At 72.0% G+C, this 22,363-nt stretch carries 22 protein-coding genes; 10 read left to right on the forward strand and 12 right to left on the reverse strand.

Going from position 1 to position 22,363, the window contains the following annotated elements; all coding sequences use genetic code 11:
- Nucleotides 1–85 precede the first annotated feature (85 nt).
- On the reverse strand, nucleotides 86–1,474 hold the full coding sequence (gene gdhA / locus A3Q37_RS23520; protein ID WP_065487610.1) for an NADP-specific glutamate dehydrogenase: 1,389 nt from the start codon (nucleotides 1,472–1,474) through the stop codon (nucleotides 86–88).
- A gap of 486 nt (nucleotides 1,475–1,960) precedes the next feature.
- Here gdhA and A3Q37_RS23525 point away from each other — a divergent pair, with 486 nt between their 5' ends.
- Nucleotides 1,961–2,413, forward strand: coding sequence for an RDD family protein (locus tag A3Q37_RS23525; protein ID WP_065487611.1), 453 nt, complete (start codon nucleotides 1,961–1,963; stop codon nucleotides 2,411–2,413).
- Nucleotides 2,414–2,427: 14 nt separating this feature from the next.
- Here the strand turns inward: A3Q37_RS23525 and A3Q37_RS23530 are convergent, their stop codons facing one another.
- From A3Q37_RS23530 to A3Q37_RS23545, 4 genes are all read right to left on the reverse strand, one after another.
- Complete coding sequence (locus A3Q37_RS23530; protein WP_065487612.1) at nucleotides 2,428–3,927, reverse strand: SpoIIE family protein phosphatase; 1,500 nt, start codon at nucleotides 3,925–3,927, stop codon at nucleotides 2,428–2,430.
- 143 nt (nucleotides 3,928–4,070) lie between these two features.
- Nucleotides 4,071–4,436, reverse strand: coding sequence for a DUF1330 domain-containing protein (locus tag A3Q37_RS23535; protein WP_065487613.1), 366 nt, complete (start codon nucleotides 4,434–4,436; stop codon nucleotides 4,071–4,073).
- A 212-nt stretch (nucleotides 4,437–4,648) separates the two neighbouring features.
- Nucleotides 4,649–5,917 (reverse strand): Ig-like domain-containing protein, encoded by a 1,269-nt coding sequence (locus tag A3Q37_RS23540; RefSeq protein WP_065487614.1) that lies wholly within the window; start codon nucleotides 5,915–5,917, stop codon nucleotides 4,649–4,651.
- A 236-nt stretch (nucleotides 5,918–6,153) separates the two neighbouring features.
- Nucleotides 6,154–6,603 (reverse strand): hypothetical protein, encoded by a 450-nt coding sequence (locus A3Q37_RS23545; RefSeq protein WP_255311914.1) that lies wholly within the window; start codon nucleotides 6,601–6,603, stop codon nucleotides 6,154–6,156.
- Between the two features lie 107 nt (nucleotides 6,604–6,710).
- Here A3Q37_RS23545 and A3Q37_RS23550 point away from each other — a divergent pair, with 107 nt between their 5' ends.
- Nucleotides 6,711–7,007, forward strand: coding sequence for a hypothetical protein (locus A3Q37_RS23550; protein ID WP_065487616.1), 297 nt, complete (start codon nucleotides 6,711–6,713; stop codon nucleotides 7,005–7,007).
- A gap of 71 nt (nucleotides 7,008–7,078) precedes the next feature.
- Here the strand turns inward: A3Q37_RS23550 and hutH are convergent, their stop codons facing one another.
- Nucleotides 7,079–8,629 (reverse strand): histidine ammonia-lyase, encoded by a 1,551-nt coding sequence (hutH, locus tag A3Q37_RS23555; protein ID WP_065487617.1) that lies wholly within the window; start codon nucleotides 8,627–8,629, stop codon nucleotides 7,079–7,081.
- A 122-nt stretch (nucleotides 8,630–8,751) separates the two neighbouring features.
- On the opposite strand from hutH, the gene A3Q37_RS23560 reads away from it, so the two are divergent.
- Nucleotides 8,752–9,489 (forward strand): translation initiation factor IF-2, encoded by a 738-nt coding sequence (locus A3Q37_RS23560; protein WP_065487618.1) that lies wholly within the window; start codon nucleotides 8,752–8,754, stop codon nucleotides 9,487–9,489.
- 66 nt (nucleotides 9,490–9,555) lie between these two features.
- Here the strand turns inward: A3Q37_RS23560 and A3Q37_RS23565 are convergent, their stop codons facing one another.
- From A3Q37_RS23565 to A3Q37_RS23580, 4 genes are all read right to left on the reverse strand, one after another.
- Nucleotides 9,556–10,710, reverse strand: a complete 1,155-nt coding sequence (locus A3Q37_RS23565) for a diguanylate cyclase domain-containing protein (RefSeq protein WP_065487619.1) — start codon at nucleotides 10,708–10,710, stop codon at nucleotides 9,556–9,558.
- Nucleotides 10,711–10,814: 104 nt separating this feature from the next.
- A complete protein-coding gene (locus A3Q37_RS23570; RefSeq protein ID WP_065487620.1) occupies nucleotides 10,815–11,627 on the reverse strand; it encodes an enoyl-CoA hydratase/isomerase family protein in 813 nt (270 codons plus the stop codon).
- Between the two features lie 148 nt (nucleotides 11,628–11,775).
- On the reverse strand, nucleotides 11,776–12,975 hold the full coding sequence (locus tag A3Q37_RS23575; RefSeq protein ID WP_065487621.1) for an adenylate/guanylate cyclase domain-containing protein: 1,200 nt from the start codon (nucleotides 12,973–12,975) through the stop codon (nucleotides 11,776–11,778).
- Between the two features lie 412 nt (nucleotides 12,976–13,387).
- Nucleotides 13,388–14,257, reverse strand: coding sequence for a biotin--[acetyl-CoA-carboxylase] ligase (locus tag A3Q37_RS23580; protein ID WP_065487622.1), 870 nt, complete (start codon nucleotides 14,255–14,257; stop codon nucleotides 13,388–13,390).
- 240 nt (nucleotides 14,258–14,497) lie between these two features.
- On the opposite strand from A3Q37_RS23580, the gene A3Q37_RS23585 reads away from it, so the two are divergent.
- The 4 genes from A3Q37_RS23585 (at nucleotide 14,498) to A3Q37_RS23595 (ending at nucleotide 17,266) form a co-directional block, all read left to right on the forward strand.
- Nucleotides 14,498–16,078, forward strand: coding sequence for an acyl-CoA carboxylase subunit beta (locus tag A3Q37_RS23585; RefSeq protein WP_065487623.1), 1,581 nt, complete (start codon nucleotides 14,498–14,500; stop codon nucleotides 16,076–16,078).
- 42 nt (nucleotides 16,079–16,120) lie between these two features.
- Nucleotides 16,121–16,327 carry an acyl-CoA carboxylase subunit epsilon gene (locus A3Q37_RS23590; protein ID WP_065487624.1) on the forward strand — a complete coding sequence of 69 codons (207 nt, stop codon included), beginning with the start codon at nucleotides 16,121–16,123 and terminating at the stop codon, nucleotides 16,325–16,327.
- A 93-nt stretch (nucleotides 16,328–16,420) separates the two neighbouring features.
- Nucleotides 16,421–16,549 (forward strand): morphogenic membrane protein MmpB, encoded by a 129-nt coding sequence (mmpB, locus tag A3Q37_RS37960; protein WP_006127106.1) that lies wholly within the window; start codon nucleotides 16,421–16,423, stop codon nucleotides 16,547–16,549.
- A 105-nt stretch (nucleotides 16,550–16,654) separates the two neighbouring features.
- Complete coding sequence (locus tag A3Q37_RS23595) at nucleotides 16,655–17,266, forward strand: nucleoside triphosphate pyrophosphatase (protein WP_065487625.1); 612 nt, start codon at nucleotides 16,655–16,657, stop codon at nucleotides 17,264–17,266.
- Here the strand turns inward: A3Q37_RS23595 and A3Q37_RS23600 are convergent.
- Nucleotides 17,247–17,681, reverse strand: coding sequence for a hypothetical protein (locus A3Q37_RS23600; protein WP_065487626.1), 435 nt, complete (start codon nucleotides 17,679–17,681; stop codon nucleotides 17,247–17,249). The two genes, A3Q37_RS23595 and A3Q37_RS23600, sit on opposite strands and share 20 nt — an antisense overlap.
- A gap of 353 nt (nucleotides 17,682–18,034) precedes the next feature.
- On the opposite strand from A3Q37_RS23600, the gene A3Q37_RS23605 reads away from it, so the two are divergent.
- The 3 genes from A3Q37_RS23605 (at nucleotide 18,035) to A3Q37_RS37335 (ending at nucleotide 20,937) form a co-directional block, all read left to right on the forward strand.
- Nucleotides 18,035–19,789, forward strand: coding sequence for a biotin carboxylase N-terminal domain-containing protein (locus A3Q37_RS23605; RefSeq protein WP_065487627.1), 1,755 nt, complete (start codon nucleotides 18,035–18,037; stop codon nucleotides 19,787–19,789).
- A 118-nt stretch (nucleotides 19,790–19,907) separates the two neighbouring features.
- Nucleotides 19,908–20,504, forward strand: a complete 597-nt coding sequence (locus A3Q37_RS23610; RefSeq protein WP_065487628.1) for a TetR/AcrR family transcriptional regulator — start codon at nucleotides 19,908–19,910, stop codon at nucleotides 20,502–20,504.
- A 226-nt stretch (nucleotides 20,505–20,730) separates the two neighbouring features.
- Nucleotides 20,731–20,937 (forward strand): hypothetical protein, encoded by a 207-nt coding sequence (locus A3Q37_RS37335; protein WP_176711491.1) that lies wholly within the window; start codon nucleotides 20,731–20,733, stop codon nucleotides 20,935–20,937.
- Between the two features lie 310 nt (nucleotides 20,938–21,247).
- Here the strand turns inward: A3Q37_RS37335 and A3Q37_RS23615 are convergent, their stop codons facing one another.
- The gene (locus A3Q37_RS23615; RefSeq protein WP_079137949.1) at nucleotides 21,248–22,210 is read right to left on the reverse strand and encodes a DeoR/GlpR family DNA-binding transcription regulator; all 963 of its coding nucleotides are present in this window, start codon (nucleotides 22,208–22,210) and stop codon (nucleotides 21,248–21,250) included.
- Nucleotides 22,211–22,363: the final 153 nt, after the last annotated feature.

The raw sequence follows: 22,363 nt of genomic DNA on the forward strand, positions 1-22,363 counted from the left end.
CCACCCCCGGCGGCCTCACCCTCGTGAGGGAGCGGTCGCCGGGGGGTGCGAACGCCTCCCCGGCCCGCATCGCCCCCGGCGTCCGTCAGATCAGCCCCTGCGCCAGCATCGCCTCCGCGACCAGCTCGAAGCCCGCGATGTTCGCGCCCACCACGTAGTTGCCGGGGCTGCCGTAGCGCTCGGCGGTCGTGTAGCAGGAGTCGTGGATGTGCCGCATGATCTCGGCGAGGCGCTCCTCGGTGTGGGCGAAGGTCCACGAGTCCCGGGACGCGTTCTGCTGCATCTCCAGGGCGCTCGTCGCGACCCCTCCCGCGTTGGCCGCCTTGCCCGGGGCGAAGGCGACGCCCGCCTCCTGGAAGACGCGGACCGCCTCCGGCGTGGTGGGCATGTTGGCGCCCTCCGCGACCGCCTTGACCCCGTTGCGTACGAGGTCCAGCGCGTCGGCCTCGTGGAGTTCGTTCTGCGTGGCGCACGGCAGGGCCACGTCCGCGGGGACCGACCACACGCCCGTACCGGGCACGAACCGGGCGTGGGCGCCGCGCCGTTCGGCGTACTCGGAGACCCGGCCCCGGCCGGCCTCCTTGATCTCCTTGAGGAGGGCGAGGTCGATGCCCTTCTCGTCGACGACGTAACCGCCGGAGTCCGAGCAGGTGATGACGGTCGCGCCGAGCTGCTGGGCCTTCTCGACGGCGTAGATGGCCACGTTGCCCGAGCCGGAGACCGCGACGGTCTGGCCCTCCAGCGACTCGCCCCGGCTGCGCAGCATCTCGGCGGTGAACAGGACCGTGCCGTAGCCGGTGGCCTCCGTACGGGCCTGGGCGCCGCCCCAGCCGAGGCCCTTGCCGGTGAGGACGCCGGACTCGTAACGGTTGGTGATCCGCTTGTACTGGCCGAAGAGGTAGCCGATCTCGCGGCCGCCGACGCCGATGTCACCGGCGGGCACATCCGTGTACTCCCCCAGGTGCCGGTGGAGTTCGGTCATGAACGACTGGCAGAACCGCATGATCTCGGCGTCGGACCGGCCCTTGGGGTCGAAGTCCGCGCCGCCCTTGCCGCCGCCGATGGGCATGCCGGTGAGGGCGTTCTTGAAGATCTGCTCGAAGCCGAGGAACTTCACGATGCCGAGGTTGACCGAGGGGTGGAAGCGCAGCCCGCCCTTGTACGGGCCGAGCGAGCTGGAGAACTCCACCCGGAAGCCCCGGTTGACGTGGATGTCGCCGGAGTCGTCCGACCACGGCACCCGGAAGATCAGCTGGCGCTCCGGCTCGCATATGCGCTCGATGATGCGGGCGTCGACGAACTCGGGGCGCCGCGTCAGCACCGGCCCGAGCGTCTCCAGGACCTCGCGGACGGCCTGGTGGAACTCCTGCTCACCCTGGTTGCGGCGCAGGATCTCGGCGTAGAGCGGCTCGATGACCCGGGCCGCGGCGTCCTGCGTGCGGGCGGCGTCGGGCGAGTCGGGGATGACCGGCATCAGATCAAGACCTTCCGTGGTCGGCTCGTGCGCGTCGGCGCCCCCGTCCCGGAGAGCGCCACCCGTCCGATTCTCCAATGCCGCCCGATGATCTTCGAGGGGCATCCACATAGTGGCCATGATCAGGCGTTTCCCCCCGGTTCCGGACCCGTACCCGGAGGGAGGCGCCGTCGAGCGGACCGTGCGGGTCCGGTGAAACAACGGCCCGGGGCCGTAGTTACCCGTCAGGAACGGGGACACCCCGCCTGACGATCAGTCATGATTGCGCCCATGACCAAGCCACGGGGGCGTCGGAGAGGGCAGCCTCCTGACGCGTTACGGGCCTCGCGCGGGGCGCACCGGGCCGGGAACGGTCCCGGGCGGTCCCGCCCGGCCCCTCCCCCTCCCCCGCCCGCGCGCGCGGCGTATCCGGCGTACGCCCGCCCCTCGGCCTTTCCCGCCCCGGGGCCCCGGAGGCAGCCGCGCGTCCCCAAGGGCACGGGGGACATGCGGCGGTATCTGGCGGTCGGGCTCGACGCCTATCTGTGTCTGCTGGCCGTCGGGCTGCTGGTGCGGTCCTGTCTGCACTCCGGCGGGACGGGGCGCGCGATCGCGCTGCTGGTCGTCCAGCTGATCGCGCTGTCGTTCGCCAACCAGGTGCTGCTGACGATGGCCGTCCGGGCGAGCGCCGGAAAGCTGATCATGGGCGTCCGGGTGATCCGGCTGCCCGACGCGGGCCGGCCGGGCTTCCGCCGGCTGGTGCTGCGCTGGCTGTACGGGCTCCTCTGGCTGCCGCTCCAGCCCTGGCGTCGGCTCCGCGGCCCGGCGGGCGCCGCCGGGCCCGAGCGCCCCTCGGGCCGCCCCGCCGCCGAGCCGTACGAGGACCTCGCGGGGGTACGCCAGGTGCGCCGCAGCGACCTGAGGTCCTACCGGGCGGCGGTACAGGAGCGTACGGACTGAGCCTGTCCCTCGCCTCACCCTGCGGGGCCGGTACCGGCCCGGGCGATGAGCAGGGCCACGTCGTCGCGCTCTCCGCTGTGACGCAGGGTGTTCAGAAGCAGGTCGCAGGTGGCGTCCAACGAACGGTGGGGGTCGTCGAGAACGTCGAGGAGAGCGTTCAGGCGTACGTCGATCGGCTGGTCGCGCGTCTCGACGAGGCCGTCGGTGTAGAGGACGAGCTGGTCTCCCCCCTCGAAATCGATGGAGGTGGATTCGAAGGAGATGCCGCAGCCTCCCAGGGGCGCGCCGGTGGGCAGGTCGAGCAGCTCGCCTTTGCCGTCCGGACGCAGGAGGACGGGCGGCAGGTGTCCGGCAACGGATAGGTCGCATCGCTCGGTGCGGGGATCGAAAACGGCGTAGACACAGGTTGCGATGGTGTCGAGGCCGTCCGTGATGTGGTCGAGGTGGTGCAGGACCCGGGCCGGCGGCAGATCGAGATCGGCCAGGGTTCTCGTGGCGGTGCGCAGCTGTCCCATGGTGGCCGCGGCTGTCACACCGCTGCCCATGACGTCGCCGACGACGAGGGCGGTTTTGTCGTCGGCCAGGGGAATGACGTCGAACCAGTCCCCGCCGATCTCGATCGTCGCCTGGGCGGGGCGGTAGCGGAAGGCGACCTCAAGACCCGGCCGCTGTGAAGGCGGGTGGGGCAGCAGGCTGCGCTGGAGGGTGAGGGCGGTGTGGCGCTGTTCTTCCACGGCGCGATGCCGATCGGTGACATCGACGCTGGAGGTGGCCACTCCCAGGACTTTTCCGTCGGAGGATTCGAGCCGGTAGAACGAGATCGACCAGGCGTGGTCATGGTCCGGGTCGGCCGGCGTGCGGCCCACGGTGTACTGGTCCACGATCGGTGCCCCGGTGGCCAGGACCTCGCGCATGGCACCCTCGAAGGCCGCGTCGAGGAAGGGCAGCACCTCACTGACGTGCCGGCCGACATGCTCGGCGGCCGGCACACCGTTCATCCGTTCCTCCGCGGGGTTGACGGAGATGTACCGGAGGTCGGTGTCCAGCATGGCCAGCCCGATCGGCGCCTGGGACACCAGCTGGGCGGACAGGGCCAGGTTCCGCTCCACCCGCCGCAGCGTCGTCCGGTCGGTGGCCAGCCCCAGGGCCCAGTATTCGCGCTGGTCGTCCTGGAGCCGCATGTTGCGGAACTCCACCATCCGCGTGCTGCCGTCCTTGCGCCGGACGGGAAAGACGCCTGCCCAGCTCTCGCCGTCGTCCATGACCTGGGCGAACAGCGCCAGCACCTTGTCGAGGTGTTCCTCGTCGATCAGCAGATGGCCCGCGTACTTGCCCAGGGCCTCCTCGGCGCTGTAGCCGAAAAGGATCTCGGCCTGGGGGCTCCAGAGGTCGATCCTGCCATCGGCGTTCAGGAGGACAGCGGCCACGTTCAGCACATCCAGCAGGCCGCCGGGTCCCGACGGCGCCACAGCCGAAGACCCGGGATCGCCCTGGAAACGTTCGGTGGCGCCCATGGCCCAGACTCCTCCCGGCCCCCGCTCCGGCTGGCGTCCGCCGGTGCGGTCCCTGTGCCGACATCCATCTCCCGGCTGCTCCATTGTCCCCCTCGCGACCTGGGTGGGCAGCCCAGGCGCGAGCGTACGGGCCGAGCCTGGTCTCAGACCTCCTGCGCCGTACGGTCCCGCGCCGCCCGCATCGCCGCGGCGGTGGCCGACGCGTCGTACTCCGGGCCGACGCCCGGGACGATGACCAGGTCTCCGCCCATGTGCCGGGTGCGCAGCGGCAGGATCTCCTGGTAGGCCGGGGACGCGTACCAGGCATGGGCCTCCGCCACCCCGGGAAAGCCGGCCATGACCACCGCGCCCGGCCAGGACCCCTCCACCACCTCCGCCTCGGCGCCGTGCACGAGGAAGCGGCCTCCGTAGGGCTCGAAGGTGGCCTGGACCCGCTCGATGTAGGTCAGCACCTCGTCCTCCACGGGGCCGTCGGCGGGGTGCAGGTGAACGATGGCGTACGCGGTCATGGTCCGGTCCTCCGGGCGATCGGGTCGGGGTGCTCTTCGTGACACCCACGATGCTGCCGGGCGGGGCGGCGGGCGTCGATTACCCCGGAGGTCATGGCCCGGACACGCCGAAGGCGGCGGTCCCGGAATCCCGGGGCCGCCGCCTTCGGGCGGGGACGGGGGTGGTGCGGAGAGGGGGAACCGGTGGCCGGGAAGGGAGACCGGTGGGTGGATCAGGCCTGAGAGCCGGCCGTCCACTCCGCCCAGCTCATGTTCCAGCCGTTGAGGCCGTTGTCCGGGGTGATCGTCCTGTCCGGGGAGTTCGTGACGATGACCACGTCGCCGACGAGCGAGTTGTCGTAGAACCAGGCGGCCGGGGCGTTGGGGTCGTTCGCGCCCTTCACATCGGCGAGGCCCACACAGCCGTGGCTGGTGTTGGCGTTGCCGAAGATGCCCTTGCCCCAGTAGTTGCCGTGGATGAAGGTGCCCGACGTGGACAGGCGCATGGCGTGCGGCACGTCCTTGATGTCGTACTCGCCCTTGCCGTCGTCATCGGTGAAGCCGACGGTGGCGCCGTTCATCCGGGTCTCCTTGTGCTTCTCGGAGATCACCATCTGACCGTTGTACGTGGGGTTGTCGGGGGAGCCCGCGGAGATCGGGATCGTCTTGATCGTCTTGCCGTCGCGGGTGACCGTCATCTGCTTGGTCTTCGCGTCGACGGTGGAGACCTGGTTACGGCCGATCTTGAAGGTGACGGTCTTCTGCTGGACGCCGAAGACGCCGTCCGCGCCCTCGACGCCGTCGAGCGCCAGCTTCAGGGTGACGGTGGAGCCGCCCTGCCAGTAGTCCTGCGGGCGGAAGTCCAGGCGCTGGCCGTTGAACCAGTGGCCGACGACCTCCTGGCCGCTGCTGGAGGTCACGGTGATGCCGTCCTGGACGGCCTTCTTGTCCGTGATCGCCTTGTTGAAGTTGATCGAGACGGGCATCCCGACGCCGACCGTGGAGCCGTCCTCGGGGGTGAAGTTCCCGATGAAGCTGTTGTCGGGCGAGACGGTGGTGAAGGAGCTGTTCTCGTGCGCCTCGCGGCCCTTCGCGTCGGCCGCCGTGGCGTCGATCTTGTACGTGGTGGAGCGTTCCAGCTGGTTCGTGGGCTTCCAGCTGGAGCCGTCGGCCGCCAGCGTGCCCTCGACCGGGGTGCCGTCCGACGTCGTCATGACGACCTTGGTCAGCTTGCCCTTGGCGACGGTGACCTGGGCGGCGTTGTTGATGCTGGCGTTGGTCGCGCCGTTCTTCGGCTTGATCGTTATCTGCGCCTCGGAGGCGTCGGCGGCTGCCGCCTTGTCCACCTCCTGCTGCGACGACTCCGAACTCCCGGCGCTCGTCTTTCCGCCCTTGTCGCCGTCGTCGGTACAGGCCGAAAGCACCAGCACGCCGCCGAGCAGTGCGGACACGGCCGCGAGGCCCCTGCGCCGCTTGCTGTCCGTCATCACACGCTTCTCCATCGTTGCCGATTTCCCCAAAATCCCCGGACGGGACCGCCAGGCGGCTATTTCCCGTCAATGTTCCAAGAACACCCGGAAAGGGCGCTCCGTTCCGCATCCTCGACAGATGTGGGGAACACCACTCATCGACGCCGCACCGGCGGCCGTGGTTCCCGTGGCCGGGCCCCGGTTTCCGTCGCCGCACGACGCGGCCCCGGTCCGCCCGCGAGCGGGGCCGGGGCCGGTGTTCTCACACGTCACACCCCTGGAGCGGGGTCACCGTCCTGGCCGTCGTTCTTCCCATTGTGCGCGACCGTGTCGCCGTACCCCTCCTCGTCGTCCCCGTCCCGCGGCAGGAAGAGACCCTCCTCGCCGTCGTCCGCGTCGTCCCAGCCCTCCGCGTCGGGGTCGTACTCGATGGACTCGCTGCTCCAGGAGGCCTGGGCGAGCTCGACCCCGGGCACCTCGCTGACCAGGTCGAAGGGGTCGACCAGCGAGGCGAGGGCCTCTGCACCGTCTGCCCGGACCGTGGCCTCGGCATGCATCCGCTCCTCGGCGGTGTCGCCGCCGCCGACGCCCGCGACGGGCTCCCCGTACTCGGCGGCGATCGATTCGAGGGCGGTGCCGGTCAGGGCGTCGAGGTCGGTGACCTCCAGCACCATCTCGACGCGAAGCCGAACAAACCTGGATGTCTCATCTGTGCTCATGGCCGGAGCGTACGGCCCTGCGGGGCCACGACTTTCCACCGACCCGCTGCTTTGCTTAGCATCGGCCCACGGGGCTAACTCATGGTTGTCGCAAGGGGATCGAATCTGTGTCCGTCGCTCGTCGCACACTGCTGACCGCCACCGCCGCAGGCACGCTGCTGGCCGCTCTCTGGTTCGTCCCGTCGGCCAACGCGACCGGTGAGAACGCCGGGCAGGGCGGCCCGGCCGTCACGTCCGAGCGGGCCGCCGGGAAGGCCGACGACGCCTCCGGGGCGCGCCTCGCCGACACCGGTCCCGGCCTGGACACCACCCCGTATCTCATCGGCGGCACCGCCCTGTTGGGCATCGGCGCGGGCTTCGTCACGTACTCGGTACGCCACTCGGGGACGCGCTCGGCCTACTGACCCGGTACGGACATGAGGGAGGGCCCCCGGCGCGGGGACCCTCCCTCCGTACGCGTACGTACGGGACCGGCTCAGGCCAGCGGCCCAGTCACCGGCTCCACCGCCGCCACCAGGCGCCCTTCCCGTACGAACGTGTCGGCGGCGGCCAGGTCAGGCGCCAGGAAGCGGTCCGGGCCCGGGCCCTCGGCGCCGGCGGCCCGCAGCGCGGCCACGGCGGCCTGCGAGGCGGGGGCGGGCACCAGGCCCTGGGCGGCGCGGAGTTCGACGGCGCGGGTCGCCGCGTACAGCTCGACGGCGACGATCCGGGCCAGGTTGTCCACGGCGGTACGGAGCTTGCGCGCGGCGGACCAGCCCATGGAGACGTGGTCCTCCTGCATCGCGGAGGACGGGATGGAGTCGGCGGAGGCGGGGACCGCGAGCCGCTTCATCTCGCTGACCAGGGCGGCCTGGGTGTACTGGGCGATCATCAGCCCCGAGTCGACCCCGGCGTCGTCCGCGAGGAACGGCGGCAGGCCGTGCGAGCGGTTCTTGTCGAGCAGCCGGTCCGTGCGGCGTTCGCAGATGGAGCCGAGGTCGGCGGCGACGATCGCGAGGAAGTCCAGGACGTACGCGACGGGCGCCCCGTGGAAGTTGCCGTTGGACTCCACCCGCCCGTCGGGCAGCACCACCGGGTTGTCGACGGACGAGGCCAGTTCGCGGCCCGCGACGACGGCCGCGTAGTCGAGGGTGTCGCGGCCCGCGCCGTTGACCTGCGGGGCGCAGCGCACCGAGTAGGCGTCCTGGACCCGGGGCGCGTCGTCCTGGTGATGACCTGTCAGCCCCGAACCGGCCAGCACCCGCAGCATGTTGTCCGCGCTGACGCCCTGGCCCGGGTGCGGGCGGATGGCGTGCAGCTCGGGGGCCAGCACCTTGTCCGTGCCGAGCAGCGCCTCCAGGGAGAGGGCGGCGGTGATGTCGGCGGAGGTGTAGAGGGTACGGAGGTCGGCGAGGGCCATGACGAGCATGCCGAGCATGCCGTCGGTGCCGTTGAGGAGCGCCAGGCCCTCCTTCTCGGCGAGCTCCACCGGGGCGATGCCGTGGGCGGCGAGCAGTTCGCCGGCCGGGCGGACCGTGCCGTCGGGGCCCTCCGCCTCGCCCTCGCCCATCAGGGTGAGCGCGCAGTGCGAGAGGGGCGCGAGGTCGCCGGAGCAGCCGAGCGAGCCGTATTCGTGGACGACGGGCGTGATGCCCGCGTTCAGCAGGTCCGCCATGGTCTGCGCGACCTCGGGGCGTACGCCGGTGTGGCCGGAGGCGACCGTCTTCAGCCGGAGGAACATCAGCGCGCGGACGACCTCGCGCTCGACGCGCGGGCCCATGCCGGCCGCGTGCGAGCGGACGATGTTGCGCTGGAGCTGAGCGCGCAGCTCATGGCTGATGTGGCGGCTGGCGAGGGCCCCGAAGCCCGTGGAGACGCCGTAGACCGGCTCGGGCTTCGCGGCGAGCGCGTCCACGATGAGACGGGCGGCGGCCAGGGCTTCCACGGCGGCGGCGGAGAGCTCGACCCGGGCGCCGTGGCGGGCCACGGCGACGACGTCCTCGGCGGTGGTTCCGGACGTCCCCACCACGACAGTGTGCATATCCATATTCAGCAGCGTACGGATTGAAACCCTTCATGTCACTAGTGGTACCGAGCAGGGCCCCTTACGAGGCGGCCCGAGTACCTGAGCGGGTTGCACGCCGCGGACGATCCATGGAGGCTGCACGCATGCGCCGACTCCTGCTGCTCGCCCCGCTGTTGCTGCTCACCGTCACCGGCTGCGGAGCGCTCCGCTCCTCCGAGGGCGAGGCGACGGACGCGGCGCGGGCCGTGGCCAGGAGCGCGGGCGAGCGGCTGTACGGCCAGCGGCCGCGTACGGCGGAGGAGGTCGGGTACTCCGCTTCCGGTATCGACGGGGTGGAGGTGCTGCGGGTGAAGGGCGCCTCGACCCATGACGGGGACGGCGTCGAGGTGACCGTCCGGACGTCCGGCTCGGCGTACGACGAGATGGTCGACCCCGATCCGGTCACCGTGCGGCGCTGTTTCGCGATACGGGTGTCGCCGAAGTCGGAGTGGCGCGAGACCCCGCGCGACGTGGACTGCCCGGACGGCCCCCGGCTCACCTTCGCCCCGCCGCCCGAACCGCCCCCGCTGCCGTACGAGGAGCTGCGCGCGAAGCTGCCGCGGGTGCCGGAGGGCGGCCGGGTGGACGAGGCGGAGATCCGGAGCGCGGTCGCCGCGCTGGACCTGGACGAGGCGATCCGTACCGAAGTGAAGGCCGACGGCGACCGGGTCGGCGTCCTGCTGTCGGTCCAGGGCGACGGCCACGAACCGCAGGACTGCCTCCTCGGCCAGGTGCGCCCCGGCTCCACCGAGGTGTGGGTGCCGTCCCGGATCCAGCGGATGCCCGGAGAGGGCGGCTGCACCATCGGCAACGCCCTGACCCCGATGCCGCCACCGCACTGAGACCCGAGCCGCAGCCTCACTGAGGCGTGACACCTGCTGAAGCCCGACACCTGACGCCACCACCGCTCACGGCCGGTTGCCGCGCAGCCTGCGCCGGTCGTGCGCGGACTTCGGCGGGGAGTCCGCGAGCCGGATGACCTCGCCGTCCCGCCCGGCCACCACCGGCCCCTTGGAGCGGGCGGCCTTGGCCCGGTACTGGGCGGCGTCCGCGAGCCGGAACAGCCGCCGGGCCGAGCGCACCGGACCGATCGGGTCGCCGGTCGACGCGACCCCGCAGGCGACCCCGTCGCCCAGCTCGATCACCGCCGCCCGGTCGCAGAGCTCGGTGGCGACCCCGACCACCGCGTCGGCCGGCGGGCCCACCGCGAGCAGGCAGAACTCATCGCCGCCGAGCCGGGCCGCCAGCGCCTCGGGCAGCATCGCCCCGCACCGCGACAGCACCGAGCCGAAACGTTCCAGCAGGCGGTCGCCGACGGCGTGGCCGTGGGTGTCGTTCACCGCCTTGAGGCCGTTCAGATCGCAGACGACGAGGCTGACGACCGTGGCGTCGACCCGGTGCCGCTCGACGGCCTCGTCGAGCTGGATGTCGACCGCGCGGCGGTTGGCGAGGCCGGTCAGCGGGTCGGTGAAGGCCAGCTTGCGGACCTCCTCCAGGCGTTCGGTCTGGGCGATCCCGGAGGCCACGACGGCGGCGAGGACGGTGGCGAAGTCGGCGTCGGCCCGGTCGAAGACGGGCTGCCCGGCCGGCCGCGCCACGTACAGCTCGCCCCACGCCCGGCCGTGCAGCACGATCGGCGCGACGACGCAGCAGCCCCGGCCGCGGCGGCGCAGCGCGGCGACCCGCTGGTGGCAGTACGGGCGGGCGCCGCGCGCTGGGCCGCCCGCGCCGGCCAGCCCGTCGGCGGTCTCCACCCAGGCGTCGGGCTCGCCGCCGCCGGCCCAGCGCTCGTGCAGGAACTCGGTGATCTCCGGGAACTCATGGACCGGGTAGGCCTCCTCCTCGGGGAACTCCTCCTCCCCCTCGGCCCGTTGACCCGCGTTCACCAGCACCCGCAGCCTGCCCCGGTCCCGCTCCCACACGGAGAGCGCGGCGAAGCTGCCGCTCAGCGCCTCGCAGGCACCCAGCGCCGCCGCCCGCCACGATTCGCGCGGCGTGTAGGCCGCGGCCATGGCCTGCGCCAGCGAAACCACGGCCCGCAGCCGTTCGTCGTCACCACCCATTTCTACAGCCTATGTAGATTTGTCCCTTTTTGATCAGTTAGGTGCGTAACTAATTTCGCCTGTTTCCCCGCAGAATGATCACCCTGCGTCACGCACGCGCGTCGTCACTCGCCGGGCCAGTCGGGGCGCCGCTTCTCGTTGAACGCGGCCACACCCTCCGCCCGGTCGCCGGAGAAGGCCACCGACCGCCAGGCCGCGTCCTCGACCTCCAGGCCCGCCCGCAGATCGAGCCCCTGCCCCAGCCGGAGCGCCTTCTTGGCGGCACGCAGCCCGACCGGCGAGTTGGCGGCGATCCGGGCGCCCAGCGCGAGGGCCTCCTCGCGGTCCCGGCCCGCCGCGACCAGCTCGTCCACCAGGCCCAGTTCGCGCGCCTCGGCCGCCTCGACGCGGCGGGCGCTGAACACCAGCTCGGCGGCGCGGGCCGCGCCCACCCGGCGCGGCAGCAGCTGCGTACCGCCGCCGCCCGGGATGACGCCCACGGACACCTCGGGCAGCCCGACCACGGCGGTGGCGTCGGCGACGATCACATCGCAGGCGAGGGCGAGTTCGAAGCCGCCGCCGAGGGCGAAGCCGTGCACGGCGGCGATCACCGGCATCGGCAGCTCCAGGACCCCGGTGTAGGCGGCGCGGGCGGTGGGCCGCTGGCGGACGAGGTCGGCGTCGGAGAAGGAGTTGCGCTCCTTGAGGTCCGCGCCCACGCAGAAGGCCCGCTCATGGCTGGAGGTCAGGACGGTGGCCCGGACGTCCCGGTCGGCGCCGAGCGCGTCGCAGGCGGCGGCGATGGAGCGGGCCATGTCGGTGGAGACGGCGTTCATGGCCTTAGGGCGGTCGAGGACCAGCTCGGCGACGTGGTCCTGCCCCTCGTGCCGGCGTACGACGACGAACTCCCCGTACCGCTGCTCGGACGTGACGGTCATGGCTGCACCCCTGTCGGTTGACGGCGCTGTCGGTTGACGACAGCCGTGCGACGGCGCCCGTTGCCGTTAACGGGCGTTATCCGGCAGGAATCCTAGACAGGGCGACCGCCGGACCGACAGGGCGAGCGGAAAGCGGGGGCGTAACCGCTCAGGAGCCCGTCCTCCCGCGCCGGGCCAGCAGCCACGGCTCCACCACGCCGAGCCCGCGCACCGGGCGCTGCCACATCGGCTGGAGCCCGAAGCGGTACGTCGGCAGCGGCGGCTCGTCGTCGGGCTCGCGGCCCTCCTTCTCGGCGAGCCGGGCCCGTTCGGCGGCGGCCGCGACGGCCTCGGCGGCCTGCGCCTCGGACTCCGGGGCGTCGCCGTGGCGGACCAGCTCCTTGGCGAACGCCCCGTCGACCAGGACGGCGTCCTTCGGGGCTATCGAGGTGAGCCGGCTGGCGAGGTTCACCGTGGTGCCGAAGACATCACCCATCCGGGTGGTGACCGTGCCGAAGGCGATGCCGACGCGCAGGGCGGGCATCGTCTCGTCCTGGGACATCGCCTCGATCAGCCGGAGCGCTATCTCCGCGGCCGTGCCCGCGTCGTCGGCGGCGAAGAGGACCTCGTCGCCGAGGGTCTTGATGAGCCGGCCGCCGTGCGCGGCGACGAGGTCGGCGGCGGTCGTCTCGAAGGACTCGACCAGCTCGCCGAGCTCCTCCTCCTCCAGCCGCCGGGTCAGCCGGGTGAAGCCGACCAGGTCCGCGAAGCCGACCGCGAGCCGCCGGTCGACCATCTCCTCGTCGTCCGCCGCCTGCACGACCCGGCCGGTGGCGGCGGCCAGCTGGCGCCGCCACACGTAGACGAGGAATTCCTGGAGCTCCGGGAGCAACAGCTCGACCAGCGGATATGTGACCTCGGTGCGGGTCATGCCGGGCTCGGGCGGCTCGGTCAGCCCCTCCAGGAACGAGTCGATCTGCCATTCCGCCAGCCGGGCGGTGGTCTGCCCGGTGGAGCGGGCGACCTGGATCGCCATCGGCTCGCTGAGCAGCCCCGCCTCGACGAGACCGGCGAGCCGCCGCAGGGCGAGGACGTCGGCCTCGGTGAGCGCCTTGGCCTGGCCAATGTCGGCGAAACCCATGGCCCGCCAGAACCGGGAGGCCAGATCCATCGAGACCCCGGCCGTGCGGGCCGCCTGGAAGGGCGTGTAGCGCCGGTCGGCCCCCAGGATCAGCGCTTCGAGGCGGATGGCGAGGGGGTCGTCGGTCGGTTCCACCGTGTGGTCGACCTCGTGGTGGGGTGTGGCGTGGACCGAGGAGTCCGCCCCGGGCTCCTCACCCGCGCCGGACGACGTGTCGCCGACGGTCACCAGCCGCCTCCTGCCCGTTCCCTGCGCACTGCCTGCCGATCTGTCGCTGATCGCCCCAACAGTGATCTGTCGCTGGATCGCCTCAACAATACGGCAGGTGTGCTCTGGCTCACGTCCTTGGTTGTCCGTCCCAGGGCCTGTCGTCGAACTGCCGTCGTCGCCCGGAGGGCGGCCGCGCGGCGTCTGGTGCGTGCGATCGCAAGGCGCCGGGATGGCCTTGTAGCGGAGCTACCAGGCCATTTCGGCAACGCCGCGAGCGTGCGTGCCAGGCGCCGCGCGGCAGGCGGCAGTTTGACGACAGGCCCTGGGTGCGTCGCGCGTGACATCCGCGGCGGAAGCGCTCTCACGTCCGTACGCCATCGGGGGCGGCGGCCACCTCCGGTCCGTACGCCATCGGGGGCCGGTGGCCGCCTCAGGTCAGGCCGCCCGCCGCGCCGCGCAGGTGGACGATGTCCCCGGCCGAGACCGGCTGCTGGAGCCCGTCCTCGGTGGAGAGGATCAGCCGGCCGTCCCCGTCGATCGCGACCGCCTCGCCGACCAGGGACGCACCCCCCGGCAGCTCGGCCCGTACCGTCCGGTCGAGCGTCGCGCAGCCCGCCGCGTAGGCGGCCTGGAGCCCGCTCGCGGCCGCGTCGCCGTCGACCGCCTTCCACGCCCCGTACCAGTGCTCCATCGAGCGCAGGACGGCCCGCAGCAGGGTCTCGCGGTCGGTGGAGACCGCTCCGGCGAGGGCGAGGGAGCCCGCGGTGGGGGCGGGCAGCTCGTCGGCGCGCAGGGAGACGTTGATGCCGAGGCCCACGACGATGCCGTCCCCGGCGAACTCGCCGAGGATGCCGCCGGTCTTGCGCTCCTCGCCCGCCACGGAGACCAGCAGGTCGTTGGGCCACTTCAGCGACATGTCGACACCGGCCGCCTTGGCGAGCCCGGTCGCGGCGGCCACCCCGGCCAGCAGCGGCACCCACCCCCACCGCTCCACCGGGATGTCGCCCGGCTCCAGGTAGACCGAGAAGAACAGCCCGGAGCGGGCCGGCGCGGTCCAGCTCCGCTCCAGCCGTCCGCGCCCCGCGGTCTGCTCCTCGGCGACCAGCACCGTGCCCTCGGGCGCCTCTCCGGCCCGGGCCCGCCCGGCGAGATCGGTGTTGGTGGATCCGGTGGACTCCACGACCTCCAGCGACGCCCACAGCGCGTCCGGCCGCAGCAGCCCGCGGCGCAGCGCGGTCACGTTGAGAGGGGGCCGGTCGAGGTCCGACCAGCGGTTGTGTGACGCATCCGGTGGTGTCATGCAACCCAGCCTAGGTGTGGCAAAGGACGCACTGCCTTTCCGGAGACGCGCCGATACCCTACGAGGCAGTAACCGCAGGGTTACGAACAGAGCGCCAGAGCAGAGCCCGTACACAGCACCAGATCAGCATCCAGAATCCGCGTGACGAGTCAGTAGCCGCAGAGCCGGACGGACGACCGCCCGTCCCCCGTGACCACCATCCGGTCGCCGTCCCCGTGACCAGGCAGGGAGCCTCCCCCGATGTCCGAGCCGCAAAGCGACATCCACACCACCGCCGGCAAGCTCGCGGACCTGACGCGCCGCATCGACGAAGCGACGCACGCCGGTTCGGCCCGCGCGGTCGAGAAGCAGCACGCCAAGGGCAAGCTGACGGCCCGTGAGCGGGTCGAGCTGCTGCTGGACGAGGGCTCCTTCGTGGAGCTCGACGAGTTCGCCCGGCACCGCTCCACCAACTTCGGCATCGAGAAGAACCGCCCGTACGGGGACGGGGTCGTCACCGGTTACGGCACGGTCGACGGCCGCCCGGTCTGCGTGTACTCGCAGGACTTCACCATCTTCGGCGGGTCGCTCGGCGAGGTGTACGGCGAGAAGATCGTCAAGGTCATGGACTTCGCGCTGAAGACCGGCTGCCCGGTCATCGGCATCAACGACGGCGGCGGCGCGCGCATCCAGGAAGGCGTCGTGGCGCTCGGCCTGTTCGCCGAGATCTTCCGCCGCAATGTGCACGCCTCCGGGGTGATCCCGCAGATCTCGCTGATCGTCGGCCCGTGCGCGGGCGGCGCGGTCTACTCCCCCGCGATCACCGACTTCACGGTGATGGTCGACCAGACCTCGCACATGTTCATCACCGGGCCCGACGTCATCAAGACGGTCACCGGCGAGGACGTCGGATTCGAGGAGCTGGGCGGCGCCCGTACGCACAACACCACCTCCGGGGTGGCGCACCACATGGCGGGCGACGAGAAGGACGCCATCGAGTACGTCAAGTCGCTGCTCTCCTACCTCCCTTCGAACAACCTCTCCGAGGCCCCGGCCTTCCCGGAGGAGGCGGACCTCGCGGTCACCGACGAGGACCGTGAGCTGGACACGCTGATCCCGGACTCGGCGAACCAGCCGTACGACATGCACACCGCGATCGAGCACGTCCTGGACGACGCCGAATTCCTGGAGACCCAGGCCCTGTTCGCGCCGAACATCATCACCGGCTTCGGCCGGGTCGAGGGCCACCCGGTCGGGATCGTCGCCAACCAGCCGATGCAGTTCGCCGGTTGCCTGGACATCGACGCGAGCGAGAAGGCGGCCCGCTTCGTCCGTACCTGCGACGCGTTCAACGTGCCCGTCCTGACCTTCGTGGACGTGCCGGGCTTCCTGCCGGGCGTGGACCAGGAGTACGGCGGCATCATCCGGCGCGGCGCGAAGCTGATCTACGCCTACGCGGAGGCGACGGTCCCGCTGATCACCGTCATCACCCGCAAGGCCTTCGGCGGCGCGTACGACGTGATGGGCTCCAAGCACCTGGGGGCCGACCTCAACCTCGCCTGGCCGACCGCGCAGGTCGCCGTCATGGGCGCGCAGGGCGCGGTGAACATCCTGCACCGGCGCACCATCGCCGCCGCCGAGGACCCGGACGCGACCCGCGCCGAGCTGATGGCGGACTACGAGGACACGCTGCTCAACCCGTACGTGGCGGCCGAGCGCGGCTACGTCGACGCGGTGATCATGCCGTCCGACACCCGGGCCCACATCGTCAAGGGCCTGCGTCAGCTGCGTACGAAGCGGGAATCCCTGCCTCCGAAGAAGCACGGCAACATCCCGCTGTAGCCGTCGGCCCACCCGCTCACCCGTTCACAGAGAGGTCTGCCCATGATCAAGGTCGTACGGGGCAACCCGACCCCGGAGGAGCTGGCCGCCGCCGTGGCGGTGGTCCAGGCGCGTGCCGCCGCCGCGGCCGCCGTGTCGTCGGGCGCGCCGCTGCCGCCCGAGCAGTGGTCCGACCCGGGCCGTATCGCCCGCACGGGCCGTCCGCGGCCGGGCCCCCGGGCCTGGGCCCGGACGTACTGGCCGGTCTGAGACGCCGGAGGGTCCGAGCCGGAACCGGGCGCCGTCGCCGCTTGAGTACCCGTACTCAGGCGCGACGGTGTCCGGCGCAGCAGGATCGGAAGCATGCTGTGGTCCGACCCCGAGAACAAGCCGCCGAAGGAACTGCGCGACGCCCAGGCGATGATGCGCAGAGCCGGCGTGCTGCTGGCGCTGGCGATGCTGCTGGCGATGTTCGTGCTCGGCATCCGCTGACCCGGCGCCCCAGGATCCCCGGCTCCGGCAGCCACGGCGTACTCGGCATCTGCTGACCCGGCATCCGTCACTCCGGCCGCTCCGGGGCCCGGTGGCCCTTCTACGATGGCGGGCATGACTGATCAGCGCCGTCTCGTGCTCGCCTCCGCCTCCCCCGCCCGTCTCGGTCTGCTGCGCCAGGCCGGATTCGCCCCCGAGGTGATCGTCAGCGGGGTGGACGAGGACGCGCTGAGCGCCCCGACCCCCGCCGAGCTGGCGCTCGTCCTGGCCCGGGCCAAGGCGGCGGCGGTCGCGGAGCGCCCCGAGGCGGCGGGCGCCCTGGTCATCGGCTGCGACTCGGTGCTGGAGCTGGACGGCGAGGCGCTGGGCAAGCCCGCCGACGCCGAGGAAGCCACCGCCCGCTGGAAGTCGATGCGCGGCCGGGCGGGCGTGCTCCGGACCGGGCACAGCGTGATCGACACCGCCTCCGGCCGTACGGCGTCGGCGACGGCGTCCACGGTCGTACGGTTCGGCGAGCCGAGCGACGCCGAGGTCGCCGCCTATGTGGCCTCGGGCGAACCGCTGCACGTGGCGGGGGCGTTCACGCTGGACGGCAGGTCGGCCCCGTTCGTCGACGCGATCGAGGGCGACCACGGCAACGTCATCGGCCTCTCGCTGCCGCTGCTGCGCCGGCTGCTGGGCGAGCTGGACGTGTCGGTCACGGAGCTGTGGGTGTGAGTTCGGGGTGCGGGGACTCGGCCCTGGGCTCGGGGCCGTACCAGACCAGGGTCAGCACCAGCAGGGCCAGCACCGCCATCATGAACGCGAAGGCGGCCCAGCCGACCAGGCCGACGGTGACCGCGCCGAGGACGCCGTGCACGACCGCGCAGCCGATGAGGACGATCCGTCCGGCGCGTCCGGGGGCGCGGTCGCGTATGCCGGCGATCAGCGCTATCAGCCCGCACAGGACGAGCAGCAGCCCGGAGACGCCGCCCATCACCCAGGTCCCGGTGGACATGGCGTCCGGGTCCATTCCGGCGAGCGACATGTTCTGGTTCTCGGCGACCGTGGCCAGGACGGCGTTGATGAGCACGATGCCCACCGCCTCCCCGAACAGCACGAGCGCGGTCACGATCGCCACCGGTCTGCGCATCAGCGTCCCACCCCTGTTACCTCTGGTACGTGCGTAGCGCGGACGCTACTCGTGGGTATTCCTCCGGACAAGGGGTTGGACGGGCCCGGGCGCCGGGCAAAGAATCCACCGACCGTTCGTAGGGAGTCCACAAAGAAACGCCGTGCGGCCTTGACTGCCATGACAGAGACCTGGACCACACCTGCTCGTTACTGTGCGGTTGAGGATCCCGGCGTACCGTGGTGCCACAAGGGATTTCACTACTGGGGCAAGCCTCGGATCACACTCCGTGTGGGCAAGCTCACCATTGGGGACAGGTCGTACGGCCGTGTCGGTAGTCCCTAAACTCAGCTTGTTTCGAGGAGGGAGTCATCGTGCGCAAGGTGCTCATCGCCAACCGTGGCGAAATCGCTGTCCGCGTTGCTCGGGCGTGCCGGGACGCGGGGATCGCGAGTGTCGCGGTCTACGCCGAGCCGGACCGGGACGCGTTGCATGTCCGGGCCGCTGACGAGGCGTTCGCCCTGGGCGGTGACACCCCGGCCGCCAGCTATCTGGACATGGCCAAGGTGCTACAGGCCGCCGCGGACTCCGGGGCGGACGCGATCCACCCGGGGTACGGGTTCCTGTCGGAGAACGCGGAGTTCGCCCAGGCCGTCCTGGACGCCGGGCTGACCTGGATCGGCCCGCCCCCGCAGGCGATCCGCGACCTCGGCGACAAGGTCGCCGCCCGGCACATCGCCCAGCGCGCGGGCGCCCCGCTCGTGGCGGGCACCCCGGACCCGGTCTCCGGCTCCGACGAGGTCGTCGCGTTCGCCGAGCAGAACGGCCTCCCGATCGCGATCAAGGCCGCCTTCGGCGGTGGCGGGCGCGGCCTGAAGGTGGCCCGCACGCTGGAGGAGATCCCGGAGCTGTACGACTCCGCGGTCCGCGAGGCGGTCGCGGCGTTCGGCCGGGGCGAGTGCTTCGTCGAGCGCTACCTCGACAAGCCGCGCCACGTGGAGACCCAGTGCCTGGCCGACCAGCACGGCAACGTGGTCGTCGTCTCCACCCGTGACTGCTCGCTCCAGCGCCGCCACCAGAAGCTGGTGGAGGAGGCCCCGGCCCCCTTCCTGACCCAGGCGCAGAACGACGAGCTGTACGCGGCGTCCAAGGCGATCCTCAAGGAAGCCGGTTACGTCGGCGCGGGCACGGTCGAGTTCCTGGTGGGCCTCGACGGCACGATCTCCTTCCTGGAGGTCAACACCCGCCTCCAGGTCGAGCACCCGGTCACCGAGGAGGTCACCGGCATCGACCTCGTACGCGAGATGTTCCGCATCGCCGACGGCGAGGAGCTGGGCTACGACGACCCGGCGGTGCGCGGTCACTCCTTCGAGTTCCGGATCAACGGCGAGGACCCGGGCCGCAACTTCCTGCCCGCCCCCGGCACGGTGACGCTGTTCGCCCCGCCGACCGGCCCCGGCGTCCGTCTGGACGCGGGCGTCGAGTCCGGCTCGGTCATCGGCCCGGCCTGGGACTCCCTCCTGGCCAAGCTGATCGTCACCGGCGCCACCCGCGAGCAGGCGCTCCAGCGGGCCGCCCGCGCGCTGGCGGAGTTCCAGGTCGAGGGCATGGCCACGGCGATCCCGTTCCACCGGGCCGTCGTCACCGACCCCGCCTTCACCGCGGACCCGTTCACCGTGCACACGCGGTGGATCGAGACCGAGTTCGTCAACGACATCAAGCCCTTCGCCGCTCCCGCCGAGGCGGACGCGGAGGACGAGGCCGGTCGCGAGACGGTCGTCGTCGAGGTCGGCGGCAAGCGCCTGGAGGTCTCGCTGCCGTCCTCGCTGGGCATGAGCCTGGCGCGTACGGGCCTGGCGGCCGGCGCCAAGCCGAAGCGCCGCGCGGCGAAGAAGGCCGGCTCCGCCGCCTCGGGCGACTCCCTCGCCTCGCCCATGCAGGGCACCATCGTCAAGATCGCGGTGGAGGAGGGCCAGGAGGTCAAGGAGGGCGACCTCGTCGTCGTCCTGGAGGCCATGAAGATGGAGCAGCCGCTCAACGCGCACCGCTCCGGCACCGTCAAGGGCCTCACCGCCGAGGTCGGCGCCTCCGTCTCCTCCGGCGCCCTGATCTGCGAGATCAAGGACTGACCGCCCGCACGCTCCGAAGGGGCCCTGTCCACGTCGTGACGGCGTGGACAGGGCCCCTTCGTCGCAGTGGCATCCTGGAACCGACGAGGGTCCGAGGACCGAGGGAGGGGCGAAAGCCATGGCAGGGGCGATCCCGATGGACACGAGCACGGCACAGCCGCCGGCCCGGCCGATGCGCGCGGACGCGCGCCGGAACCACGACCGGCTGGTGGGCGAGGCGCGCAGGTCCTTCGCCGAGCACGGTACGGACGCCTCGCTGGAGGACATCGCCCGGCGGGCGGGCGTCGGCATCGGCACCCTCTACCGCCACTTCCCGAACCGGGACGCCCTGATGAACGCGGTCTTCCAGGACGCCCTGTGCTCCCTCCTGGACCGCTCCCGGGAACTGGCGGCGGCGGAGGCCCCGTGCCGGGCGCTGGTGGAGTGGCTGGGCGCGATCGTCACTCATGCGGGTGAGTACCGTGGCCTGGCCCACTCCCTGATGTCCGCCTCACGCGACGAGACCTCGCCCCTGGTGCAGTGCCACCTGCCGCTCCGGGAAGCGGGCGCGGGGCTGCTGCGGCGGGCCCAGGAGAGCGGTTCCGTACGGGACGACGTCTCCATCGACGACCTGCTCCAGCTGACGAACGCGATCGCCCTGGCCGCCGAACAATCACCGGACGACCCGGAGTTGGCGGAGCGGCTGCTGCGGTTGACGCTGCGGGGGCTGAAGTAGGGCAGGGTCAGTCTTCGGCCGGTACGTCGAGCTCGTCGCCGAGGTCCTGGCCGAGGGCGTTGGCGGCCTTCAGCCGGAATCCGTGGATCAGGAGGCAGGTCAGCGAGCGCGGCCCGGGCCGCCACCGTCTCGGGGTGTTCGGGGCCGTCGGTCCGCTGGTGGGAGGCGACGACCTGTTGCTGCATGGCGACGGCGTCTTCCGGACGGTCGGTTCTCGCGTAGTCGCGTGCGAGAAGCGCCCTCGTCCAAGACGGAGCCGTCCCGGTGCGGCGGCCACCACGGCTCCATTCCTGCCGGGTCGGTGACGTCGTCGAGGACGACGAACCAGCTGCGGGACGTCGTCGCCAGCCGGGAAAGGAAGGCCCGCGCGTCCTCGTCCGGCCTGCTCCCCGCCGTGCCGGGCGTGTGGACGAGCGCGACGGCGTGGGCGTAGGCGCCGCCGCTCGCTCTCGTTCCCGACCGCGTTGCCGCGTACGTCGCCCACAGCGCCGATGGCGTTGTCGCTGATGTCCCCGCCCGCGACAATCCCGCCGCGTCCGGCCCGCAGGCGGCGGCTGTTCTCGCCGGGCCCGCCAGGACCGCGACGGCCCACACCGCCGTACGACCGGCGCCCGAAACCCCTGCCATGGCAGCCCCGTACAGTCCGAGCATCACGTCCAAGCCCATTGCGTATCAAGGACGTTGAACTGCCGAACGGACGCCGGGACGGAAGGCAGGTGACGAGGGCTTCCGAGCCGCCCTGCCTACCGCCGCCGCAGATCCGCCACCCGGGCCCGCTGCTCGCCCGAGACGTCCGTCAGGGCGGAGGCGCTGCGCAACTGTGGGCCGAGGCCGCCGTTCTGGGTGCGGCGCTGGCCGGGCAGGGGCATGTCCCTCCGGGGGCGGCCCCCCTGAGGGGGACCGTCCCCGCCCGGCGCGTCCGCGTCCGGGCCGGCCACCGTGACCTCCACCCCCTGGTCGGCCAGGGACTGGAGCTCGGCGGCGGCCCGCTCGTCGTGGAGCGGGGGCTCGTCGGTCACCAGGCGGGTGATCAGTTCGGTGGGCACCGTCTGGAACATGGTGTCCGAGCCGAGCTTGGTGTGGTCCGCCAGGACGACCACCTCCGCGGCGGCGTGCACGAGCGCCCGGTCGACGCTGGCCGAGAGCATGTTGGAGGTGGACAGGCCACGCTCCGCCGTGAGGCCGCTCCCGGAGAGGAAGGCCCGGGAGACCCGCAGCCCCTGGAGGGACTGCTCGGCCCCGCTGCCCACCAGCGCGTAGTTGCTCCCGCGCAGGGTGCCGCCGGTCATGACGACTTCGACCCGGTTGGCATGGGCCAACGCCTGTGCCACCAGCAGGGAGTTGGTGACGACGGTCAGACCGGGGACCCGCGCGAGCCGGCGGGCCAGCTCCTGCGTGGTCGTACCGGCGCCGACCACGATGGCCTCGCCCTCGCCGACGAGGCCCGCGGCCAGGTCGGCGATCGCGGTCTTCTCCGCGGTGGAGAGATGGGATTTCTGCGGAAAGCCGGACTCCCGCGTAAAACCGCCCGGCAAGACCGCACCGCCGTGCCGGCGGTCGAGGAGTCCTTCTGCCTCCAGTGCCCGCACGTCCCGCCGTACGGTCACTTCGGAGGTCTGGACGACGCGGGCGAGCTCACGGAGCGATACCGCCCCGTTGGCGCGCACCATTTCGAGGATCAATTGACGACGTTCTGCAGCGAACACGAAACTGACAGTAACCTGCCCGTCGGTGAGTTTTCAGCAGTTTGCGCCGAATAACAGAAGTTGTACTTCAAAGGGGCCTCCAAGTGGTATAGGAGGCCCCTTCGTTGCTCAGGGATGATCACGAGGCGGGCGGAGCGCCGCCCGATCCGCCGG

It is taken from the genome of Streptomyces sp. PTY087I2 (assembly GCF_001687325.1).
Lineage (GTDB): Bacteria > Actinomycetota > Actinomycetes > Streptomycetales > Streptomycetaceae > Streptomyces.

Bases quoted from the DNA above. Each gene is read 5' to 3' on its own strand.
- A3Q37_RS23595 (WP_065487625.1), top strand. From the start codon at position 16,655: ATGGCGGGCATGACTGATCAGCGCCGTCTCGTGCTCGCCTCCGCCTCC.
- gdhA (WP_065487610.1), bottom strand. From the start codon at position 1,474: ATGCCGGTCATCCCCGACTCGCCCGACGCCGCCCGCACGCAGGACGCC.
- A3Q37_RS23535 (WP_065487613.1), bottom strand. From the start codon at position 4,436: ATGACCGCGTACGCCATCGTTCACCTGCACCCCGCCGACGGCCCCGTG.
- A3Q37_RS23580 (WP_065487622.1), bottom strand. From the start codon at position 14,257: ATGACACCACCGGATGCGTCACACAACCGCTGGTCGGACCTCGACCGG.
- A3Q37_RS23570 (WP_065487620.1), bottom strand. From the start codon at position 11,627: ATGACCGTCACGTCCGAGCAGCGGTACGGGGAGTTCGTCGTCGTACGC.
- A3Q37_RS23530 (WP_065487612.1), bottom strand. From the start codon at position 3,927: ATGGGCGCCACCGAACGTTTCCAGGGCGATCCCGGGTCTTCGGCTGTG.
- A3Q37_RS23585 (WP_065487623.1), top strand. From the start codon at position 14,498: ATGTCCGAGCCGCAAAGCGACATCCACACCACCGCCGGCAAGCTCGCG.
- A3Q37_RS23610 (WP_065487628.1), top strand. From the start codon at position 19,908: ATGGCAGGGGCGATCCCGATGGACACGAGCACGGCACAGCCGCCGGCC.
- A3Q37_RS23525 (WP_065487611.1), top strand. From the start codon at position 1,961: ATGCGGCGGTATCTGGCGGTCGGGCTCGACGCCTATCTGTGTCTGCTG.
- hutH (WP_065487617.1), bottom strand. From the start codon at position 8,629: ATGGATATGCACACTGTCGTGGTGGGGACGTCCGGAACCACCGCCGAG.
- A3Q37_RS23540 (WP_065487614.1), bottom strand. From the start codon at position 5,917: ATGGAGAAGCGTGTGATGACGGACAGCAAGCGGCGCAGGGGCCTCGCG.
- A3Q37_RS23560 (WP_065487618.1), top strand. From the start codon at position 8,752: ATGCGCCGACTCCTGCTGCTCGCCCCGCTGTTGCTGCTCACCGTCACC.
- mmpB (WP_006127106.1), top strand. From the start codon at position 16,421: ATGCTGTGGTCCGACCCCGAGAACAAGCCGCCGAAGGAACTGCGCGAC.
- A3Q37_RS23565 (WP_065487619.1), bottom strand. From the start codon at position 10,710: ATGGGTGGTGACGACGAACGGCTGCGGGCCGTGGTTTCGCTGGCGCAG.
- A3Q37_RS23590 (WP_065487624.1), top strand. From the start codon at position 16,121: ATGATCAAGGTCGTACGGGGCAACCCGACCCCGGAGGAGCTGGCCGCC.
- A3Q37_RS23600 (WP_065487626.1), bottom strand. From the start codon at position 17,681: ATGCGCAGACCGGTGGCGATCGTGACCGCGCTCGTGCTGTTCGGGGAG.
- A3Q37_RS23545 (WP_255311914.1), bottom strand. From the start codon at position 6,603: ATGAGCACAGATGAGACATCCAGGTTTGTTCGGCTTCGCGTCGAGATG.